The sequence below is a fragment of the Photobacterium minamisatsumaniensis genome (assembly GCF_050336695.1).
Lineage (GTDB): Bacteria > Pseudomonadota > Gammaproteobacteria > Enterobacterales > Vibrionaceae > Photobacterium > Photobacterium minamisatsumaniensis.
In genome coordinates this window covers 1-16,634 of the sequence record NZ_JAKJSI010000072.1, presented here as the reverse complement: position 1 = coordinate 16,634, position 16,634 = coordinate 1, and the positions used below count along the sequence as shown (strand labels likewise).

The window sequence follows — 16,634 nt, the reverse complement described above, 5'->3', positions numbered from 1 at the left end:
ATCCAAGGTCGTGGTACTGTTGTAACTGGTCGTGTTGAGCAAGGTATCATCAACGTTGGTGACGAAGTAGAAATCATCGGTATCAAAGAAACTACCACTACTACTTGTACTGGTGTTGAGATGTTCCGTAAACTTCTTGACGAAGGCCGTGCTGGTGAGAACGTTGGTGTTCTTCTACGTGGTACTAAGCGTGACGAAGTTGAGCGTGGTCAGGTTCTTGCTAAGCCAGGTTCAATCACTCCACACACTACTTTCACTTCAGAAATCTATGTTCTTTCTAAAGATGAAGGCGGTCGTCACACTCCTTTCTTCAAAGGTTACCGTCCACAGTTCTACTTCCGTACAACTGACGTAACAGGTACTATCGAACTACCTGAAGGCGTAGAAATGGTAATGCCTGGTGATAACATCKCTATGACTGTTACTCTAATCGCACCTATCGCGATGGACGAAGGTCTACGTTTTGCTATCCGTGAAGGTGGCCGTACTGTTGGTGCTGGTGTTGTTGCAACTATCGTTGCTTAATAACATTTAGTACAAACTACGTACTGAAAAGGGAGCTTCGGCTCCCTTTTTGTTTGTACAAAAACATATCCCTCTGCATTATCCTTCCTTATTCAATTCCACCGCTTATTTGTTGCCTTCTTTTCTATACCTATTGGTTAGCATATTCTAATTGGATATATATACTCAGTTTCAATGTTAAAATGTTATATTTGAGAATGAATATCAACTGGAAATGAAAATGATTCCCGTTTATATTTATGATCACTAAACTTAATGAGTGAAATAGAGATGTACGTTTGTCTTTGCCATGGAATCAGTGACAAGAAAATAATGAAACTAACCCAGCAGCATGGTATTCAAGATATCCGTGGTATTCGTCAAGTAACGCCTCTTGGATCTCAGTGTGGTAAATGTATTCGTCAAGCAAAGGTCATAATCGAGCAAACGGTCTCGATGCAATTTAAGAAAGCGGGTTAGTGACGCAAATCTACTTTTGACACTCTTGTGATCGGTTCTATCCTTTAATGAACTGACAGAGGAGTGTGTCATAATGAAAGCTGATCCAAAAATCATCCAACACCTCAATAAAATCCTAGGTAATGAACTTGTTGCCATCAATCAATATTTCCTCCACGCCCGAATGTATAAAGATTGGGGCCTAAAACACCTCGCCGACAAGGAATACCACGAATCAATTGATGAAATGAATCATGCCGATCATTTAATTGAACGTATTCTCTTTTTAGAGGGCCTCCCTAACTTACAAGATCTTGGTAAGCTCAATATTGGTGAAGATACACAAGAGATGCTTGAGTGTGATTTAGCATTGGAGATGGCAGCGATACCTGATCTGCGAGATGCTATTGCCTATGCTGAAGATGTTCATGATTATGTCTCTCGAGATTTGTTCCAAGAGATTTTATCGGATGAGGAAGAGCATGTTGACTGGCTTGAAACGCAACTGGGCTTAATCGAAAAAATGGGTATCGCAAATTATAACCAGGCCCAAATTGTCGATGATGATGATTAACCGTTTGTATTATATGGCAGGGTAGTAGTCGTTTCGAACCTTGCCCTGCTAGTATATTGCCCCCTCCGATGAAGCCGTGATTATTTTTCCAACAAGGCTTGCGCTCAAAACTGTGATCTGTATAATGCTCGCCACTGCCTAAGCCAATATAGGTCTTGTAACTGCAGTTGTGAACCAATAAGCATTGAGGAAGAAGTTGCATAGCAACTTGAAATGTATACTCTGACTTATGTTCGCAGTCATTAAATTGACTGACAATGTATCCGATAGGGATACTACGTTCACATAAATCAATCGACATTCTCTCGTCTTTACGAGCATGAGTGGCGATATTGTTTGTGTAATTTTTATTATTGGAGCTCTGTCTCATGCAGAACCAACGTATTCGTATCCGTCTTAAGGCGTTCGATCACCGTTTGATCGATCAGTCTACAGCGGAAATCGTTGAAACAGCTAAGCGTACTGGCGCGCAGGTTAAGGGTCCAATCCCTCTACCTACTCGCAAAGAACGCTTCACTGTTCTTGTTTCTCCGCACGTTAATAAGGACGCACGTGATCAGTACGAAATCCGTACTCACAAGCGCCTTATCGACATCGTTGAGCCAACAGATAAGACTGTTGATGCTCTTATGCGTCTAGATCTAGCTGCTGGCGTTGATGTCCAGATCAGCCTAGGTTAATGGGGAGATAAGAGAATGATTGGTCTAATCGGTCGTAAAGTGGGCATGACCCGCGTATTTACCGAAGATGGCGTTTCTATCCCAGTAACTGTGGTTGAAGTTGAAGCTAACCGCGTTTCTCAGGTTAAATCTGTAGAAACTGACGGCTACAACGCAATCCAGGTAACTACTGGTACTAAGAAAGCTAACCGTGTTTCTAAGCCACAAGCTGGCCACTTTGCGAAAGCTGGTGTTGAAGCGGGTCGCGGTCTTTGGGAATTCCGTCTAGATAATAATGAAGAGTTTGCAGTTGGCGCTGAGCTAAATGTTGAACTTTTCAATGAAGTTAAAAAAGTAGACGTTACTGGTACATCGAAGGGTAAAGGTTTCCAAGGTGCTATTAAGCGCTGGAATTTCAGTACTCAAGACATGACCCATGGTAACTCCTTGTCTCACCGCGCACCGGGTTCAATTGGCCAATGTCAAACTCCAGGTCGTGTATTTAAAGGCAAGAAAATGGCTGGTCATATGGGTGCTGAGCGTGTAACGACTCAAAACCTAGAGATCGTACGTGTTGACGCTGAGCGCAATCTGCTTCTTATTAAAGGTGCAGTACCAGGTGCTACAGGCGGCAACGTGATCGTTAAACCAGCTGTTAAAGCGTAACGTCGAGGAGTTGGTAATGGAATTGGTAGTCAAAGGCGCTGACGCGCTAACTGTCTCCGAAACTACTTTTGGGCGTGACTTCAATGAAGCGCTTGTACACCAAGTAGTTGTTGCTTTTGCAGCAGGTGCTCGTCAAGGTACACGTGCTCAGAAGACTCGTTCTGACGTTTCTGGTGGTGGTGCTAAACCATGGCGCCAGAAAGGTACAGGCCGCGCTCGTGCAGGTACAATCCGCAGTCCGCTATGGCGTACTGGTGGTGTAACTTTTGCTGCTCGTCCACAGGACCACAGCCAAAAAGTTAACAAAAAAATGTACCGTGGTGCTATGAAGAGCATTCTTTCTGAGCTAGTACGTCAAGAGCGTTTAATCGTTGTTGATGACTTCTCTGTAGAAGCACCCAAAACAAAAGCACTAGTTGCTAAGCTTAATGAGCTTGAGCTAACTGATGCACTAATCGTAACTGGCGAGTTAGATGAGAATCTATTCCTTGCAGCACGTAACCTATATAAAGTAGACGTACGTGATGCAGCGGCAATCGATCCAGTTAGCTTGATTGCTTTCGATAAAGTTGTGATGACTGCAGCAGCAGTTAAAGCAGTTGAGGAGATGCTAGCATGATCACTGAAGAGCGTATTTTAAAAGTTCTACGTGCTCCGCACATCTCTGAAAAAGCGACCATGGCTGCTGAAAACGGTAACACTATCGTTTTCAAAGTAGCGATGACAGCAACGAAGAAAGAGATCAAAGCAGCAGTTGAAAAACTGTTCGAGGTTGAAGTTAAGTCTGTAAATACTCTTGTAGCCAAGGGTAAGACCAAACGTCAAGGTATGCGCCAAGGCCGTCGTAGCGACTGGAAAAAAGCGTACGTTATCTTGAAAGAAGGTCAAGACATCGACTTCGCTGGTAGTGCAGAGTAAGGCTAGGAGCAAAGAAGAATGGCTATTGTAAAATGTAAGCCGACTTCCCCAGGTCGTCGCCACGTTGTTAAAGTGGTTAGCTCTGACCTGCATAAGGGTAAGCCGTACGCACCACTATTAGAGAAAAAATCTAAGACTGGTGGTCGTAATAACAACGGTCGTATCACAGTACGTCACATCGGTGGTGGTAATAAACAACATTACCGTCTAATCGACTTTAAGCGTACTAAAGATGGTATCCCAGCGAAAGTTGAGCGCCTAGAATACGATCCAAACCGTAGTGCAAACATTGCACTAGTACTTTACGCAGATGGTGAGCGCCGCTACATCATCGCACCTAAAGGCATCCAAGCTGGTGATTCAATCCAGTCTGGTGCAGATGCTGCGATCAAAGTTGGTAACACGTTACCAATGCGCAACATCCCAGTAGGTTCAACTATTCACTGTGTTGAACTTAAACCTGGTAAAGGTGCTCAGCTGGCTCGTTCAGCTGGTGCTTACGCTCAGATCATTGCACGTGCAGGCACTTATGTGACTCTACGTCTACGTTCTGGCGAAATGCGTAAAGTTCTTTCTGAAGGTCGTGCGACCCTTGGTGAAGTTGGTAACGCTGAACACATGCTACGTGAGCTAGGTAAAGCTGGTGCTTCACGCTGGCGCGGTGTTCGTCCAACTGTCCGTGGTGTTGTAATGAACCCAGTAGATCACCCACATGGTGGTGGTGAAGGCCGTACATCTGGTGGCCGTCACCCTGTTTCACCTTGGGGTGTTCCTACGAAGGGTTACAAGACTCGTAAGAACAAACGTACCGACCAGTACATTGTACGTCGTCGTAATAAGTAATTATAAAGAGGATACGCCATGCCACGTTCTCTCAAGAAAGGTCCTTTCATTGACCTGCACTTGCTGAAGAAGGTAGAGAAAGCGTTGGAAAGCGGTGACAAAAAGCCTGTAAAGACTTGGTCCCGTCGCTCAATGATCATCCCTCAGATGATCGGTTTGACCATCGCTGTCCATAATGGTCGTCAGCACGTTCCTGTTTTCGTTTCTGAAGAAATGATCGGTCACAAGCTAGGCGAATTTGCACCAACACGTACTTACCGCGGTCACGCTGCGGATAAGAAAGCTAAGAAGCGCTAAGGAGTAAGTAATGGAAGCTATCGCTAAACATCGCTTTGCTCGCATTTCGCCGCAGAAAGCTCGTTTGGTTGCAGATCAACTGCGCGGTAAGCCAGTTGCTCAAGCTCTAGAAATTCTACAGTTCAGCAATAAAAAAGCTGCTGATCTAATTAAGAAAGTTCTAGAATCTGCTATCGCTAACGCAGAACACAACGAAGGCGCAGACATTGATGATCTTAATGTTGCAAAAATCTTTGTTGATGAAGGTCCTACCATGAAGCGCATTATGCCTCGTGCTAAAGGCCGTGCCGATCGTATCTTGAAGCGTTCTAGCCACATCACTATTGTTGTAGCAGATCGCTAACTAGGAGAGAAAGCAATGGGTCAAAAAGTACATCCTAATGGTATTCGTCTAGGCATCGTTAAGCCTTGGAATACCACTTGGTTTGCTAACAGCCAAGAGTTCGCTGACAACCTAGACGGCGACTTCAAGGTACGTCAGTTTCTTACTAAAGAACTGAAAAAAGCATCTCTTTCACGTATCGTTATCGAGCGTCCTGCTAAGAGCATCCGTGTGACTATTCACACTGCTCGTCCAGGCGTAGTTATCGGTAAGAAAGGTGAAGACGTAGAAAAGCTACGCGCTCGCGTGTCTAAGATCGCTGGTGTTCCAGCTCAGATCAACATCGCTGAAGTTCGTAAGCCAGAGCTTGACGGTCAACTAGTTGCAGACAGCATTTCGTCTCAGCTAGAGCGTCGTGTTATGTTCCGTCGCGCTATGAAGCGTGCAGTTCAAAACGCTATGCGTCTTGGCGCTAAAGGTATCAAAGTTCAAGTAGGTGGTCGTCTAGGCGGCGCTGAAATCGCACGTTCAGAGTGGTACCGTGAAGGTCGTGTACCTCTACACACTCTTCGTGCTGACATTGATTACGCAACTTCTTCGGCTCACACCCAATATGGTGTAATCGGCGTTAAAGTTTGGATCTTCAAAGGTGAAGTTCTAGGCGGTATGCCAGTTGCAGAGCCTAAGGCTGATAACAAGCCGAAGAAGCAGCGCAAAAGCCGTAAATAAGGAGTTTATTGATGCTGCAACCAAAACGCACTAAATTCCGCAAGACTTTCAAAGGTCGTAACCGCGGTTTAGCGAACGGTACTGATGTAAGCTTCGGTACATTTGGTCTTAAAGCGGTAGGCCGTGGTCGTCTTACTGCTCGTCAGATTGAAGCTGCACGTCGTGCTATGACTCGTCATATCAAACGTCAGGGCCAAATCTGGATTCGTGTTTTCCCAGACAAACCAATTACATCTAAGCCTCTTGAAGTTCGTCAAGGTAAAGGTAAAGGTAACGTTGAGTACTGGGTTGCTCAAATCCAACCTGGTAAAGTTCTTTACGAGATGGATGGTATTCCTGAAGAACTAGCACGTGAAGCATTTAACCTTGCTGCACGTAAGCTACCAATCAAGACTACTTTCGTAACTAAGGCGGTGATGTGATGAACGCACAAGATCTGCGCGCTAAAAGCGTTGAAGAGCTGAATGCTGAGCTTGTGAACTTGCTACGTGAACAGTTTAACCTGCGCATGCAGGCTGCTACTGGTCAACTACAGCAGACTCACACTCTTAAAGCAGTACGTCGCGATATCGCACGTGTTAAAACCGTTCTGACTGAGAAGGCTGACGCATAATGAGCGAACAAATTCGTACTCAGCTTGGTCGTGTTGTTAGCGACAAAGGCGATAAGTCTATTGTTGTTGCAATCGAGCGTAAGGTGAAACACCCAATCTACGGTAAGTACATCACACGCACGACTAAACTTCACGCACATGACGAAAACAACGAGTGTAGCCAAGGCGATACAGTTGAAATTCGTGAATGTCGTCCAATGTCAAAGACTAAGTCTTGGACACTGGTACGCGTAGTAGAAAAAGCTCGCGTTTAAGCGAACTTAGCTACGATATAATAGAGCGGCCCTGAAAAAAACTTGGGGCCGTTTATTTTTTGTCTATCCATTGGTCGGAAATGGTGTTATTATTCGCCGCCTTTGAAGAAAAGGCTACCGACTCGACAATGGGTCTAGATTTTTAAATAAGCGGAGCACTAACATGATCCAAATGCAAAGTACGCTTGACGCAGCCGATAACTCCGGCGCTCGTCGCGTAATGTGTATTAAGGTTCTGGGTGGTTCTCACCGCCGTTATGCACACATCGGTGATATCATCAAGATTACTGTGAAAGAAGCAATTCCTCGCGGTAAAGTTAAAAAAGGTGATGTACTGAAGGCGGTGGTTGTTCGCACCCGTAAAGGCGTTCGTCGTCCAGACGGCTCTGTCATTCGCTTTGACCGTAATGCTTGCGTATTGTTGAACGACACAAGTGAGCAACCAATCGGTACTCGTATTTTTGGCCCAGTGACTCGTGAACTTCGTAATGACAAGTTCATGAAGATTGTATCACTAGCGCCTGAAGTACTGTAAGGAGCGACTAAAATGGCAGCTAAAATCCGTCGTAACGACGAAGTTATCGTTCTTACTGGTAAAGATAAAGGTAAGAAAGGTAAGGTAACTAAGGTCCTAGCAACCGGTAAAGTTATCGTTGAAGGTATCAACATGGTTAAGAAACACCAGAAGCCGGTTCCGGCAATGGGTGTTCAGGGTGGCATCGTAGAGCAAGAAGCTGCGATCGACGCCTCAAATGTTGCGATCGTTAACGGTGAAGGTAAAGCGGACCGTGTAGGCTTCCGATTCGAAGACGACAAAAAAGTTCGTTTCTTCAAATCGACTGGCGAAACTATCAAGTAATTTTTGGAGTAGTACTATGGCGAAACTGCATGATTACTACAAAGAGACTCTAGTTAAAGAACTTTCTGATAAGTTCGAATACCAGAGTATCATGCAAGTCCCAAGGATCGAAAAAATCACACTTAATATGGGTGTTGGTGATGCGATCAACGACAAGAAGCTTCTAGAGAATGCTGCTGCTGACATGACTGCTATTGCAGGTCAGAAGCCGCTTATCACTAAAGCTCGTAAGTCTGTTGCTGGCTTTAAGATCCGAGAGGGCTACCCTATTGGCTGTAAAGTAACTCTACGTGGCGAACGCATGTGGGATTTCTTTGAGCGTCTAATTTCAATTGCTGTACCTCGTATTCGTGATTTCCGTGGTTTAAACCCGAAATCTTTCGATGGTCGTGGTAACTACAGCATGGGCGTTCGTGAGCAGATCATCTTCCCAGAAATCGATTACGATAAAGTAGATCGTGTACGTGGTCTTGATATCACAATCACAACTTCTGCTAAATCTGATGAAGAAGCTCATGCTCTACTATCTGCTTTTAACTTCCCATTCCGTAAGTAAAAGTAAGGGTTACTAATGGCTAAAGAATCAATGAAGGCACGCGAAGCTAAACGTGCCAAGCTAGCAGTAAAGTTCGCTGAAAAGCGTGCGGCACTTAAAGCTCTAATTAGCGACGTGAATGCGTCTGAAGAAGACCGCTGGAATGCAGTGCTTAAACTTCAGTCACTACCACGTGATTCTGCGAAGTCTCGTCAGCGTAATCGCTGTCACCAGACTGGACGTCCACACGGCTACCTACGTAAGTTCGGTTTAAGCCGTATCAAGGTTCGTGAAGCTTGCATGAAAGGCGAGATTCCGGGTCTGCGTAAGGCTAGCTGGTAATCAGTTGCCAATTTAGAATCACGGAGTATTGACTTATGAGCATGCAAGATCCGATCTCGGATATGCTGACCCGTCTTCGTAACGGTCAGGCAGCGAAAAAAGTTGCTGTTAAAATGCCATCTTCTAAAATGAAAGTTGCTATCGCAGCTCTTCTTAAAGAAGAAGGTTTCGTGGCTGAGTTCACTGTAATTGGTGAAGTTAAGCCTGAGCTAGAAGTTACTCTTAAGTACTTCGAAGCTACCCCAGTTATCGAGCAAATCCAACGTGTATCACGTCCTGGTCTGCGCATCTACAAGAAAAAAGATGCTCTACCATCAGTGATGGGTGGCCTTGGTATTGCTGTTGTATCCACTTCCAAGGGTCTTATGACCGACCGCGCTGCTCGTAAAGCGGGCCTTGGCGGTGAGATTATCTGCTACGTAGCATAATAGGAGTAGGAAATGTCTCGTGTTGCAAAAGCACCAGTAGTTATTCCTGCCGGCGTAGAAGTTAAACTCAACGGTCAGGAAATCACTGTTAAAGCTGGTAAAGGCGAACTAGTTCGCGTTATCAACGAAGCAGTTGTATTGTCCCAGGAAGAAAACACCATTACTTTCGGTCCTCGTGAAGGATTCGATAAGGCTTGGGCTCAAGCAGGTACTGCTCGTGCACTAGTTAACAACATGGTTGTTGGTGTTACTGAAGGCTATACTAAGAAGCTTACTTTGAAGGGTGTAGGTTACCGTGCTGCTGTTAAAGGCAATACTGTAGCGCTTACTCTAGGCTTCTCTCACCCAGTTGAGCACGAATTACCGGCAGGTATCAAAGCTGAATGTCCTTCACAAACTGAAATCGTACTAACTGGTACTGATAAGCAGGTTGTTGGTCAAGTAGCGGCTGATATTCGCGCTTACCGTAGCCCTGAACCTTATAAAGGTAAAGGTGTTCGTTACGCCGATGAAATCGTGCGTACTAAAGAAGCTAAGAAGAAGTAAGGTAACACTATGGATAAGAAAGCATCTCGTATCCGTCGTGCGACCCGAGCACGTCGTAAGATTGCTGAACTGGGCGCAAACCGCCTAGTTGTACACCGTACTCCACGTCACGTGTACGCTCAGGTAATCGCACCAAATGGCTCTGAGGTTATCGCTGCCGCTTCTACCGTAGAAAAGGCGATTCGCGAACAGGTTAAGAGTACTGGTAACAAAGACGCTGCTGCAGCTGTAGGTAAAGCTATTGCTGAGCGCGCGATTGAAAAAGGCATCTCTAACGTTGCATTCGATCGTTCTGGTTTCCAATACCACGGCCGTGTAGCTGCTCTAGCAGAAGCTGCTCGTGAAGCTGGTCTGAAATTCTAAGGTAGGCGGAAGATGGCTAACGAAAAAACACAATCAGATTTGAATGAAAAGCTGATCGCTGTTAACCGTGTATCTAAGACGGTTAAAGGCGGACGTATTTTCAGTTTTACTGCACTAACAGTAGTTGGTGACGGTAACGGTCGCATCGGTTTTGGTTACGGTAAGGCACGTGAAGTTCCTGCTGCAATCCAGAAAGCGATGGAAAAAGCACGTCGTAACATGGTTACTGTTGCGCTAAACGAAGGTACTCTTCACCACGCTGTTAAAGGTCGCCACACTGGTTCTAAAGTGTACATGCAACCTGCATCAGAAGGTACTGGTATCATCGCCGGTGGTGCAATGCGTGCAGTGCTAGAAGTTGCGGGTATCCGTAACGTACTAGCTAAAGCATACGGTTCTACTAACCCAATCAACGTTGTTCGCGCAACAATTGATGGTTTAAGTGGAATGAACTCTCCAGAAATGATCGCTGCTAAGCGTGGTCTTTCTGTTAAAGAAATTCTGGAGTGATCGACATGGCTAATACTATTAAAGTAACACAGACAAAGAGTTCTATCGGTCGTTTACCGAAGCACAGAGCAACTTTGCGTGGCCTAGGCCTTCGTCGCATCAACCACACTGTTGAACTTGAAGATACTGCTTGCGTACGCGGCATGATCGCTAAAGTTTACTACATGGTTAAAGTAGAGGAGTAATCAGAATGCGTTTGAATACTCTATCGCCAGCTGCAGGCTCTAAGCCAACAGCTAAGCGTGTAGGCCGTGGTATCGGCTCAGGTCTGGGTAAAACTTGTGGCCGTGGTCACAAAGGTCAGAAATCACGTTCAGGTGGTTCTGTACGCCCAGGCTTCGAAGGCGGTCAAATGCCTTTGAAACAGCGTCTACCAAAATTCGGTTTTACTTCTCGTAAGAGCCTTGTAACAGCTGAAGTTCGTCTAGCTGAGCTAGCGAAAGTTGAAGGTGACGTAGTAAGTCTTGAAACTCTAAAGACTGCGAATGTAATCACTAAGGACATTAAGTTCGTGAAAGTTGTACTTTCTGGTGAAATCGCTCGCATCGTTACAGTTAAAGGCGTACGCGTAACTAAAGGCGCTAAAGCTGCAATCGAAGCTGCAGGCGGTAAAATCGAGGAATAATTAACTCGAGGATGAGGTACAGATGGCTAAACAACCAGGACAAGATTTTCGTAGTGCACAAGGTGGCCTAGCAGAGCTTAAGACTCGCCTGCTATTCGTATTAGGTGCTATCTTAATTTTCCGAGCGGGCTCTTTTGTGCCTATTCCTGGTATTGACGCTGCTGTACTTGCCGATCTGTTCGAACAGCAAAAGGGTACCATCATTGAACTGTTTAACATGTTCTCTGGTGGTGCACTTGAGCGTGCTTCCATATTAGCGCTGGGCATTATGCCGTATATTTCGGCTTCAATTATTGTCCAGTTGCTAACGGTTGTTCACCCGGCTTTAGCCGAGTTGAAGAAGGAAGGGGAGTCTGGTCGTCGTAAGATTAGCCAGTACACCCGTTACGGCACGCTTGTTTTGGCAACCTTCCAAGCAATTGGTATTGCAACGGGGTTACCAAGTATGCTTCCTGGCCTAGTGGTTAACCCTGGGCTTGGATTCTACTTTGTTGCGGTAGTAAGTTTGGTTACCGGTACCATGTTCTTAATGTGGTTAGGTGAGCAAGTTACTGAACGTGGCATTGGTAACGGTATATCTTTGATTATTTTCACTGGTATCGTTGCAGGTTTGCCACCTGCTATTGGACAGACAGTGGAGCAAGCGCGTCAAGGTGAATTGCACGTACTTCTTCTACTACTAATTGCGGTAATCTCATTCGCTGTAATATACTTTGTTGTGTTTATGGAACGTGGTCAACGTCGAATCGTCGTTAACTATGCCAAACGTCAACAAGGTCGTCGTGTCTTTGCTGCGCAAAGCACACACCTACCATTGAAAATTAATATGGCAGGTGTTATTCCAGCGATTTTTGCATCAAGCATTATTCTGTTTCCGGGAACGCTGGCACAGTGGTTCGGTCAGAATGAGAACCTTGGTTGGTTAAGTGATGTATCACTTGCCCTTAGCCCAGGTCAGCCACTATATGTGATGCTTTATGCTGCTGCGATTATTTTCTTCTGTTTCTTCTATACCGCGTTGGTGTTTAACCCTCGCGAGACAGCTGACAACTTGAAGAAGTCTGGTGCGTTCGTACCTGGTATTCGCCCGGGTGAGCAGACCGCGAAATATATAGATAAAGTAATGACTCGTCTGACATTAGCAGGTGCGTTATATATTACCTTTATCTGTCTGATCCCCGAGTTTATGATGATTGCATGGAATGTTCGCTTTTATTTTGGTGGAACATCACTACTGATTGTAGTTGTAGTTATTATGGACTTCATGGCTCAAGTTCAGACACAATTGATGTCTCAACAGTATGAGTCTGTTTTGAAAAAGGCTAATCTTAAAGGTTCAAACCGCTAAGATTGGTTAACCCATTTACGGAGTTTAGCAATGAAAGTTCGTGCTTCCGTTAAGAAAATCTGCCGTAACTGTAAAGTTATCAAGCGCAACGGTGTTGTGCGTGTAATTTGCAGTGAGCCAAAGCATAAACAACGCCAAGGCTAATTAGCAGAAATATTTCTTGCAAATTGAAGGTAGGTTGGCTAAATTAGCCAACCAATCTTTTGTGTGTGCAAAAGAATTGTTCCACCGCTGCGTATCCTCGACGGGCTTTGCAGCGGTTATTCTTGAAAAGTACTAGGAGTGAATAGTGGCCCGTATTGCAGGCATTAACATTCCTGATCAAAAGCATTCTGTAATCGCACTTACTGCGATCTACGGTATTGGTAAAACTCGCTCTCAGGCTATCCTAGCTGAAGTGGGTATTGCTGAAAATGTTAAGATCAGTGAACTAACTGAAGAGCAGATCGATCTACTGCGTGATGGTGTAGCTAAATACACTGTAGAAGGTGATCTACGTCGTGAAGTATCCATGAACATCAAGCGCCTTATGGACCTTGGTTGTTACCGTGGTCTTCGTCATCGTCGCAGTCTACCACTACGTGGACAGCGTACTAAAACCAACGCTCGTACCCGTAAGGGTCCGCGCAAGCCGATCAAGAAATAGTCGGGAAAGGTAGAGTACAATGGCTAAACAACCAACTCGCGCGCGTAAGCGCGTACGCAAGCAAGTAGCAGATGGCGTTGCGCACATCCATGCTTCTTTCAATAACACAATCGTGACCATTACTGACCGTCAGGGTAACGCTCTATCTTGGGCTACTGCAGGTGGTTCAGGTTTCCGCGGTTCTCGTAAATCTACTCCGTTCGCTGCACAGGTTGCTGCTGAACGTTGTGGTGAAATGGCCAAAGAATATGGCGTTAAGAACCTAGAAGTTATGGTTAAGGGCCCAGGTCCTGGTCGTGAGTCAACTATCCGCGCTCTAAACGCAGCGGGTTTCCGTATCACTAACATTGTTGATGCGACTCCGATCCCTCATAACGGTTGTCGTCCACCTAAGAAACGTCGCGTATAACGTTTCGTTTTTAGGAAAACTGGAGAAAGAACATGGCAAGATATTTGGGTCCTAAGCTGAAGCTTAGCCGTCGCGAAGGTACTGACTTATTCCTTAAGTCTGGTGTACGCGCGATTGATACCAAGTGTAAAATTGATAACGCACCGGGCATGCATGGCGCACGTCGTGGTCGTTTATCTGACTACGGCGTTCAGCTTCGTGAGAAGCAGAAAGTTCGTCGTACATATGGCGTACTGGAAAAGCAATTCCGTAACTACTATAAAGAAGCTGCTCGCCTTAAAGGCAACACAGGTGAAAACCTGCTTCAGCTTCTTGAAGGTCGCCTAGATAACGTAGTTTACCGTATGGGTTTTGGTGCTACTCGCGCTGAATCTCGTCAGCTAGTAAGCCACAAAGCGATCCTAGTTAACGGTCAAGTCGTAAACGTTCCTTCTTTCAAGGTAGCGGCAAACGACGTTGTTAGCATTCGTGAGAAAGCTAAGAACCAAGCACGCATTAAAGCAGCTCTTGAAGTTGCTACTCAGCGTGAACTACCGACTTGGGTCGAAGTAGACAACAGCAAATTGGAAGGTACGTTTAAACGTCTTCCAGAACGTTCTGATTTGTCTGCCGACATCAACGAACACCTGATCGTCGAGCTTTACTCTAAGTAAAGCTATAGTTAAGAGAGGACACAATGCAGGGTTCTGTAACAGAATTTCTTAAGCCACGTCTTGTTGATATTGAACAAGTTAACACGACGCATGCAAAAGTAACTCTTGAGCCACTTGAGCGTGGTTTCGGCCACACTCTTGGTAACGCTCTACGTCGCATTTTATTATCTTCAATGCCGGGTTGTGCCGTAACTGAAGTTGAAATCGATGGTGTGTTACACGAGTACAGCACCAAAGAAGGAGTACAGGAAGACGTTCTTGAGATCCTTCTAAACCTTAAAGGTCTAGCCATTAAGGTTGAGGGTAAAGACGAAGTTATCCTTACTCTGAACAAATCTGGTGCAGGCCCTGTTGTTGCAGGTGACATCACCCACGACGGTGATGTTGAGATTGCGAACCCAGAGCACGTAATCTGCCATCTAACTGATGATCATGCTGAAATCAGCATGCGCATCAAGGTAGAACGTGGTCGTGGCTATGTACCAGCGTCTGCTCGTATTCACACAGAAGAAGATGAGCGTCCAATTGGCCGTCTGTTAGTTGATTCAACTTTCAGCCCAGTTGACCGTATCGCATACGCAGTTGAAGCAGCACGTGTAGAACAACGTACTGACCTTGACAAGCTTGTTATCGATATGGAAACCAATGGTACTCTTGATCCGGAGGAAGCTATCCGTCGTGCAGCTACTATTTTAGCTGAGCAACTGGATGCATTCGTAGATCTTCGAGATGTACGTGTTCCTGAAGAAAAAGAAGAGAAGCCGGAGTTCGATCCGATCCTACTGCGTCCTGTAGACGATCTTGAACTAACTGTTCGCTCTGCTAACTGTCTAAAAGCAGAAGCGATCCATTACATCGGTGATCTCGTTCAGCGTACTGAGGTTGAGCTTCTTAAAACGCCAAACCTTGGTAAGAAGTCTTTGACAGAAATCAAAGATGTGCTGGCATCACGTGGTCTTTCTCTAGGCATGCGCTTAGAAAACTGGCCGCCAGCATCAATTGCTGAAGATTAATAGTTACTGATATCTAGTTAGAAGGATTAGGTCATGCGCCATCGTAAGAGTGGTCGTCAACTCAACCGCAACAGCAGCCATCGCAAAGCGATGTTCAGCAACATGGCTGGCTCTTTGGTACGTCACGAACTTATCAAGACTACCGTGCCTAAGGCAAAAGAGCTGCGTCGCGTAATTGAGCCATTGATTACCCTAGCTAAGACCGACAGTGTTGCTAACCGTCGTCTTGCATTCGCACGTACTCGTGATAACGAAGTAGTAGCGAAACTATTTAACGAATTAGGTCCACGCTTCGCTCAGCGTCCAGGCGGTTACACTCGCATTATGAAATGCGGTTTCCGTACTGGTGATAAAGCCCCTATGGCTTACATTGAGCTAGTAGATCGTCCTGAATCTCAGGAAGAAGCTGCTGCTGAATAAGCAATAGTGCGTTAAATAAGAAGAAGCCGAGTCTATGACTCGGCTTTTTTTTATTTGAAATTCATGAATCATTATCTATTTTTCTACTTCTACTTCTACTTCTACTTCTACTTCTACTTCTACTTCTACTTCTACTTCTACTTCTACCTTTACCGCTTAACTTTTTGAATTTTTAGTGTAGCCATTATCAAACTGAGACAGGGCCGTTTAATTCTAATGGTTACAGAAGCTGAGATTGCACTCTTACTATTCTATTTTTAACTTATTGCTCAGAAAGTGCTCGCTTGGTTTTTTTTTTGAAAATTCGTCTTGCCAACCGAGTCAATCTCTCTATAATGCGACCTCACTGACACGGAGAGCGGCAACTTAAGCCACTAACCAATCAGTTTGTTCTTTAACAATTTGACCATGCAATCTGTGTGGGCACTCGTGAAAAAGTTAAGTCAAAAGATTTATCAATGAACTGAGTGACCAATACAAGGTRACGCTATCTCTTGTAGATAACGAAGCTTTGGCACAGTCAATTCGAATGTCATGRCTAGCTTCTAGTTATTGATGTTCAATCAGTATTCGTTGAGCCGGTCGAGAGACCACAAAAATTCTAATTGAAGAGTTTGATCATGGCTCAGATTGAACGCTGGCGGCAGGCCTAACACATGCAAGTCGAGCGGCAGCGACAACATTGAACCTTCGGGGGATTTGTTGGGCGGCGAGCGGCGGACGGGTGAGTAATGCCTGGGAATATGCCTTAGTGTGGGGGATAACTATTGGAAACGATAGCTAATACCGCATAACGTCTTCGGACCAAAGAGGGGGACCTTCGGGCCTCTCGCGCTAAGATTAGCCCAGGTGGGATTAGCTAGTTGGTGAGGTAATGGCTCACCAAGGCGACGATCCCTAGCTGGTTTGAGAGGATGATCAGCCACACTGGAACTGAGACACGGTCCAGACTCCTACGGGAGGCAGCAGTGGGGAATATTGCACAATGGGGGAAACCCTGATGCAGCCATGCCGCGTGTATGAAGAAGGCCTTCGGGTTGTAAAGTACTTTCAGTCGTGAGGAAGGGGTAGTCATTAATAGTGGCTGCCTTTGACGTTA

At 45.4% G+C, this 16,634-nt stretch carries 31 protein-coding genes and 1 rRNA gene; all 32 read left to right on the top strand.

The genetic code is table 11. The features are described 5' to 3' along the window. The coding region (locus L4D78_RS27325) for an EF-Tu C-terminal domain-related protein (RefSeq protein WP_428469833.1) at positions 1 to 525 on the top strand (525 nt) is incomplete at its 5' end. 270 nt (positions 526 to 795) lie between these two features. Then, positions 796 to 984 carry a (2Fe-2S)-binding protein gene (locus tag L4D78_RS27320; protein ID WP_428460471.1) on the top strand — a complete coding sequence of 63 codons (189 nt, stop codon included), beginning with the start codon at positions 796 to 798 and terminating at the stop codon, positions 982 to 984. A gap of 73 nt (positions 985 to 1,057) precedes the next feature. Next, the gene (bfr, locus tag L4D78_RS27315) at positions 1,058 to 1,537 is read left to right on the top strand and encodes a bacterioferritin (protein ID WP_428469832.1); all 480 of its coding nucleotides are present in this window, start codon (positions 1,058 to 1,060) and stop codon (positions 1,535 to 1,537) included. Between the two features lie 368 nt (positions 1,538 to 1,905). Beyond that, complete coding sequence (gene rpsJ, locus L4D78_RS27310) at positions 1,906 to 2,217, top strand: 30S ribosomal protein S10 (protein WP_107299054.1); 312 nt, start codon at positions 1,906 to 1,908, stop codon at positions 2,215 to 2,217. Positions 2,218 to 2,232: 15 nt separating this feature from the next. Beyond that, positions 2,233 to 2,862, top strand: coding sequence for a 50S ribosomal protein L3 (rplC, locus tag L4D78_RS27305; protein WP_428460469.1), 630 nt, complete (start codon positions 2,233 to 2,235; stop codon positions 2,860 to 2,862). 16 nt (positions 2,863 to 2,878) lie between these two features. Beyond that, positions 2,879 to 3,481, top strand: coding sequence for a 50S ribosomal protein L4 (gene rplD, locus L4D78_RS27300; RefSeq protein WP_428460468.1), 603 nt, complete (start codon positions 2,879 to 2,881; stop codon positions 3,479 to 3,481). Continuing rightward, positions 3,478 to 3,780, top strand: coding sequence for a 50S ribosomal protein L23 (rplW, locus tag L4D78_RS27295; protein ID WP_007469145.1), 303 nt, complete (start codon positions 3,478 to 3,480; stop codon positions 3,778 to 3,780). Before rplD ends, rplW begins: the two co-directional genes overlap by 4 nt. Before the next feature lie 18 nt (positions 3,781 to 3,798). Further along, positions 3,799 to 4,623 carry a 50S ribosomal protein L2 gene (gene rplB, locus L4D78_RS27290; protein ID WP_428469831.1) on the top strand — a complete coding sequence of 275 codons (825 nt, stop codon included), beginning with the start codon at positions 3,799 to 3,801 and terminating at the stop codon, positions 4,621 to 4,623. Between the two features lie 18 nt (positions 4,624 to 4,641). Continuing rightward, entirely contained in the window at positions 4,642 to 4,920 is a 279-nt protein-coding gene (gene rpsS, locus L4D78_RS27285) for a 30S ribosomal protein S19 (RefSeq protein ID WP_005302795.1), read from the top strand. 10 nt (positions 4,921 to 4,930) lie between these two features. Continuing rightward, on the top strand, positions 4,931 to 5,263 hold the full coding sequence (rplV, locus tag L4D78_RS27280; protein WP_428469830.1) for a 50S ribosomal protein L22: 333 nt from the start codon (positions 4,931 to 4,933) through the stop codon (positions 5,261 to 5,263). Positions 5,264 to 5,278: 15 nt separating this feature from the next. Continuing rightward, complete coding sequence (gene rpsC / locus L4D78_RS27275) at positions 5,279 to 5,971, top strand: 30S ribosomal protein S3 (protein WP_428460466.1); 693 nt, start codon at positions 5,279 to 5,281, stop codon at positions 5,969 to 5,971. Between the two features lie 11 nt (positions 5,972 to 5,982). Next, entirely contained in the window at positions 5,983 to 6,393 is a 411-nt protein-coding gene (rplP, locus tag L4D78_RS27270) for a 50S ribosomal protein L16 (RefSeq protein WP_428460465.1), read from the top strand. After that, positions 6,393 to 6,584: a 50S ribosomal protein L29 gene (gene rpmC / locus L4D78_RS27265; protein WP_047880894.1), complete on the top strand. Its 192-nt coding sequence runs from the start codon at positions 6,393 to 6,395 to the stop codon at positions 6,582 to 6,584. The genes rplP and rpmC overlap by 1 nt, the downstream gene beginning before the upstream one ends. Next, the gene (gene rpsQ / locus L4D78_RS27260) at positions 6,584 to 6,838 is read left to right on the top strand and encodes a 30S ribosomal protein S17 (protein ID WP_428460464.1); all 255 of its coding nucleotides are present in this window, start codon (positions 6,584 to 6,586) and stop codon (positions 6,836 to 6,838) included. The genes rpmC and rpsQ overlap by 1 nt, the downstream gene beginning before the upstream one ends. A gap of 163 nt (positions 6,839 to 7,001) precedes the next feature. After that, positions 7,002 to 7,373, top strand: coding sequence for a 50S ribosomal protein L14 (rplN, locus tag L4D78_RS27255; protein ID WP_428460463.1), 372 nt, complete (start codon positions 7,002 to 7,004; stop codon positions 7,371 to 7,373). Positions 7,374 to 7,385: 12 nt separating this feature from the next. Then, entirely contained in the window at positions 7,386 to 7,697 is a 312-nt protein-coding gene (gene rplX / locus L4D78_RS27250; protein WP_075762917.1) for a 50S ribosomal protein L24, read from the top strand. Positions 7,698 to 7,713: 16 nt separating this feature from the next. Next, a complete protein-coding gene (rplE, locus tag L4D78_RS27245; protein ID WP_428469829.1) occupies positions 7,714 to 8,253 on the top strand; it encodes a 50S ribosomal protein L5 in 540 nt (179 codons plus the stop codon). 15 nt (positions 8,254 to 8,268) lie between these two features. Then, positions 8,269 to 8,574, top strand: a complete 306-nt coding sequence (gene rpsN, locus L4D78_RS27240; protein ID WP_428460461.1) for a 30S ribosomal protein S14 — start codon at positions 8,269 to 8,271, stop codon at positions 8,572 to 8,574. A gap of 35 nt (positions 8,575 to 8,609) precedes the next feature. Next, positions 8,610 to 9,002 carry a 30S ribosomal protein S8 gene (gene rpsH / locus L4D78_RS27235; RefSeq protein WP_428469828.1) on the top strand — a complete coding sequence of 131 codons (393 nt, stop codon included), beginning with the start codon at positions 8,610 to 8,612 and terminating at the stop codon, positions 9,000 to 9,002. A 12-nt stretch (positions 9,003 to 9,014) separates the two neighbouring features. Continuing rightward, complete coding sequence (gene rplF / locus L4D78_RS27230) at positions 9,015 to 9,548, top strand: 50S ribosomal protein L6 (protein WP_428460459.1); 534 nt, start codon at positions 9,015 to 9,017, stop codon at positions 9,546 to 9,548. A 9-nt stretch (positions 9,549 to 9,557) separates the two neighbouring features. Further along, entirely contained in the window at positions 9,558 to 9,911 is a 354-nt protein-coding gene (gene rplR, locus L4D78_RS27225; protein WP_428460458.1) for a 50S ribosomal protein L18, read from the top strand. Positions 9,912 to 9,923: 12 nt separating this feature from the next. After that, the gene (gene rpsE / locus L4D78_RS27220) at positions 9,924 to 10,421 is read left to right on the top strand and encodes a 30S ribosomal protein S5 (RefSeq protein ID WP_428460457.1); all 498 of its coding nucleotides are present in this window, start codon (positions 9,924 to 9,926) and stop codon (positions 10,419 to 10,421) included. 5 nt (positions 10,422 to 10,426) lie between these two features. After that, positions 10,427 to 10,606: a 50S ribosomal protein L30 gene (gene rpmD, locus L4D78_RS27215; protein ID WP_428460456.1), complete on the top strand. Its 180-nt coding sequence runs from the start codon at positions 10,427 to 10,429 to the stop codon at positions 10,604 to 10,606. A 5-nt stretch (positions 10,607 to 10,611) separates the two neighbouring features. After that, positions 10,612 to 11,046 carry a 50S ribosomal protein L15 gene (gene rplO / locus L4D78_RS27210; RefSeq protein ID WP_428460455.1) on the top strand — a complete coding sequence of 145 codons (435 nt, stop codon included), beginning with the start codon at positions 10,612 to 10,614 and terminating at the stop codon, positions 11,044 to 11,046. Positions 11,047 to 11,068: 22 nt separating this feature from the next. Beyond that, a complete protein-coding gene (gene secY / locus L4D78_RS27205) occupies positions 11,069 to 12,394 on the top strand; it encodes a preprotein translocase subunit SecY (protein WP_428469827.1) in 1,326 nt (441 codons plus the stop codon). Between the two features lie 30 nt (positions 12,395 to 12,424). After that, entirely contained in the window at positions 12,425 to 12,538 is a 114-nt protein-coding gene (rpmJ, locus tag L4D78_RS27200) for a 50S ribosomal protein L36 (protein WP_000868186.1), read from the top strand. A 145-nt stretch (positions 12,539 to 12,683) separates the two neighbouring features. After that, the gene (gene rpsM, locus L4D78_RS27195; RefSeq protein WP_428469826.1) at positions 12,684 to 13,040 is read left to right on the top strand and encodes a 30S ribosomal protein S13; all 357 of its coding nucleotides are present in this window, start codon (positions 12,684 to 12,686) and stop codon (positions 13,038 to 13,040) included. A 19-nt stretch (positions 13,041 to 13,059) separates the two neighbouring features. After that, on the top strand, positions 13,060 to 13,449 hold the full coding sequence (rpsK, locus tag L4D78_RS27190) for a 30S ribosomal protein S11 (protein ID WP_005370963.1): 390 nt from the start codon (positions 13,060 to 13,062) through the stop codon (positions 13,447 to 13,449). A gap of 32 nt (positions 13,450 to 13,481) precedes the next feature. Next, positions 13,482 to 14,102 carry a 30S ribosomal protein S4 gene (rpsD, locus tag L4D78_RS27185; RefSeq protein WP_428460453.1) on the top strand — a complete coding sequence of 207 codons (621 nt, stop codon included), beginning with the start codon at positions 13,482 to 13,484 and terminating at the stop codon, positions 14,100 to 14,102. A 23-nt stretch (positions 14,103 to 14,125) separates the two neighbouring features. After that, positions 14,126 to 15,115 (top strand): DNA-directed RNA polymerase subunit alpha, encoded by a 990-nt coding sequence (locus L4D78_RS27180; RefSeq protein WP_428460452.1) that lies wholly within the window; start codon positions 14,126 to 14,128, stop codon positions 15,113 to 15,115. Between the two features lie 33 nt (positions 15,116 to 15,148). Beyond that, positions 15,149 to 15,535 carry a 50S ribosomal protein L17 gene (gene rplQ, locus L4D78_RS27175; protein WP_428460451.1) on the top strand — a complete coding sequence of 129 codons (387 nt, stop codon included), beginning with the start codon at positions 15,149 to 15,151 and terminating at the stop codon, positions 15,533 to 15,535. Positions 15,536 to 16,137: 602 nt separating this feature from the next. Further along, positions 16,138 to 16,634 (top strand): 16S ribosomal RNA (locus tag L4D78_RS27170); the annotation flags it as partial.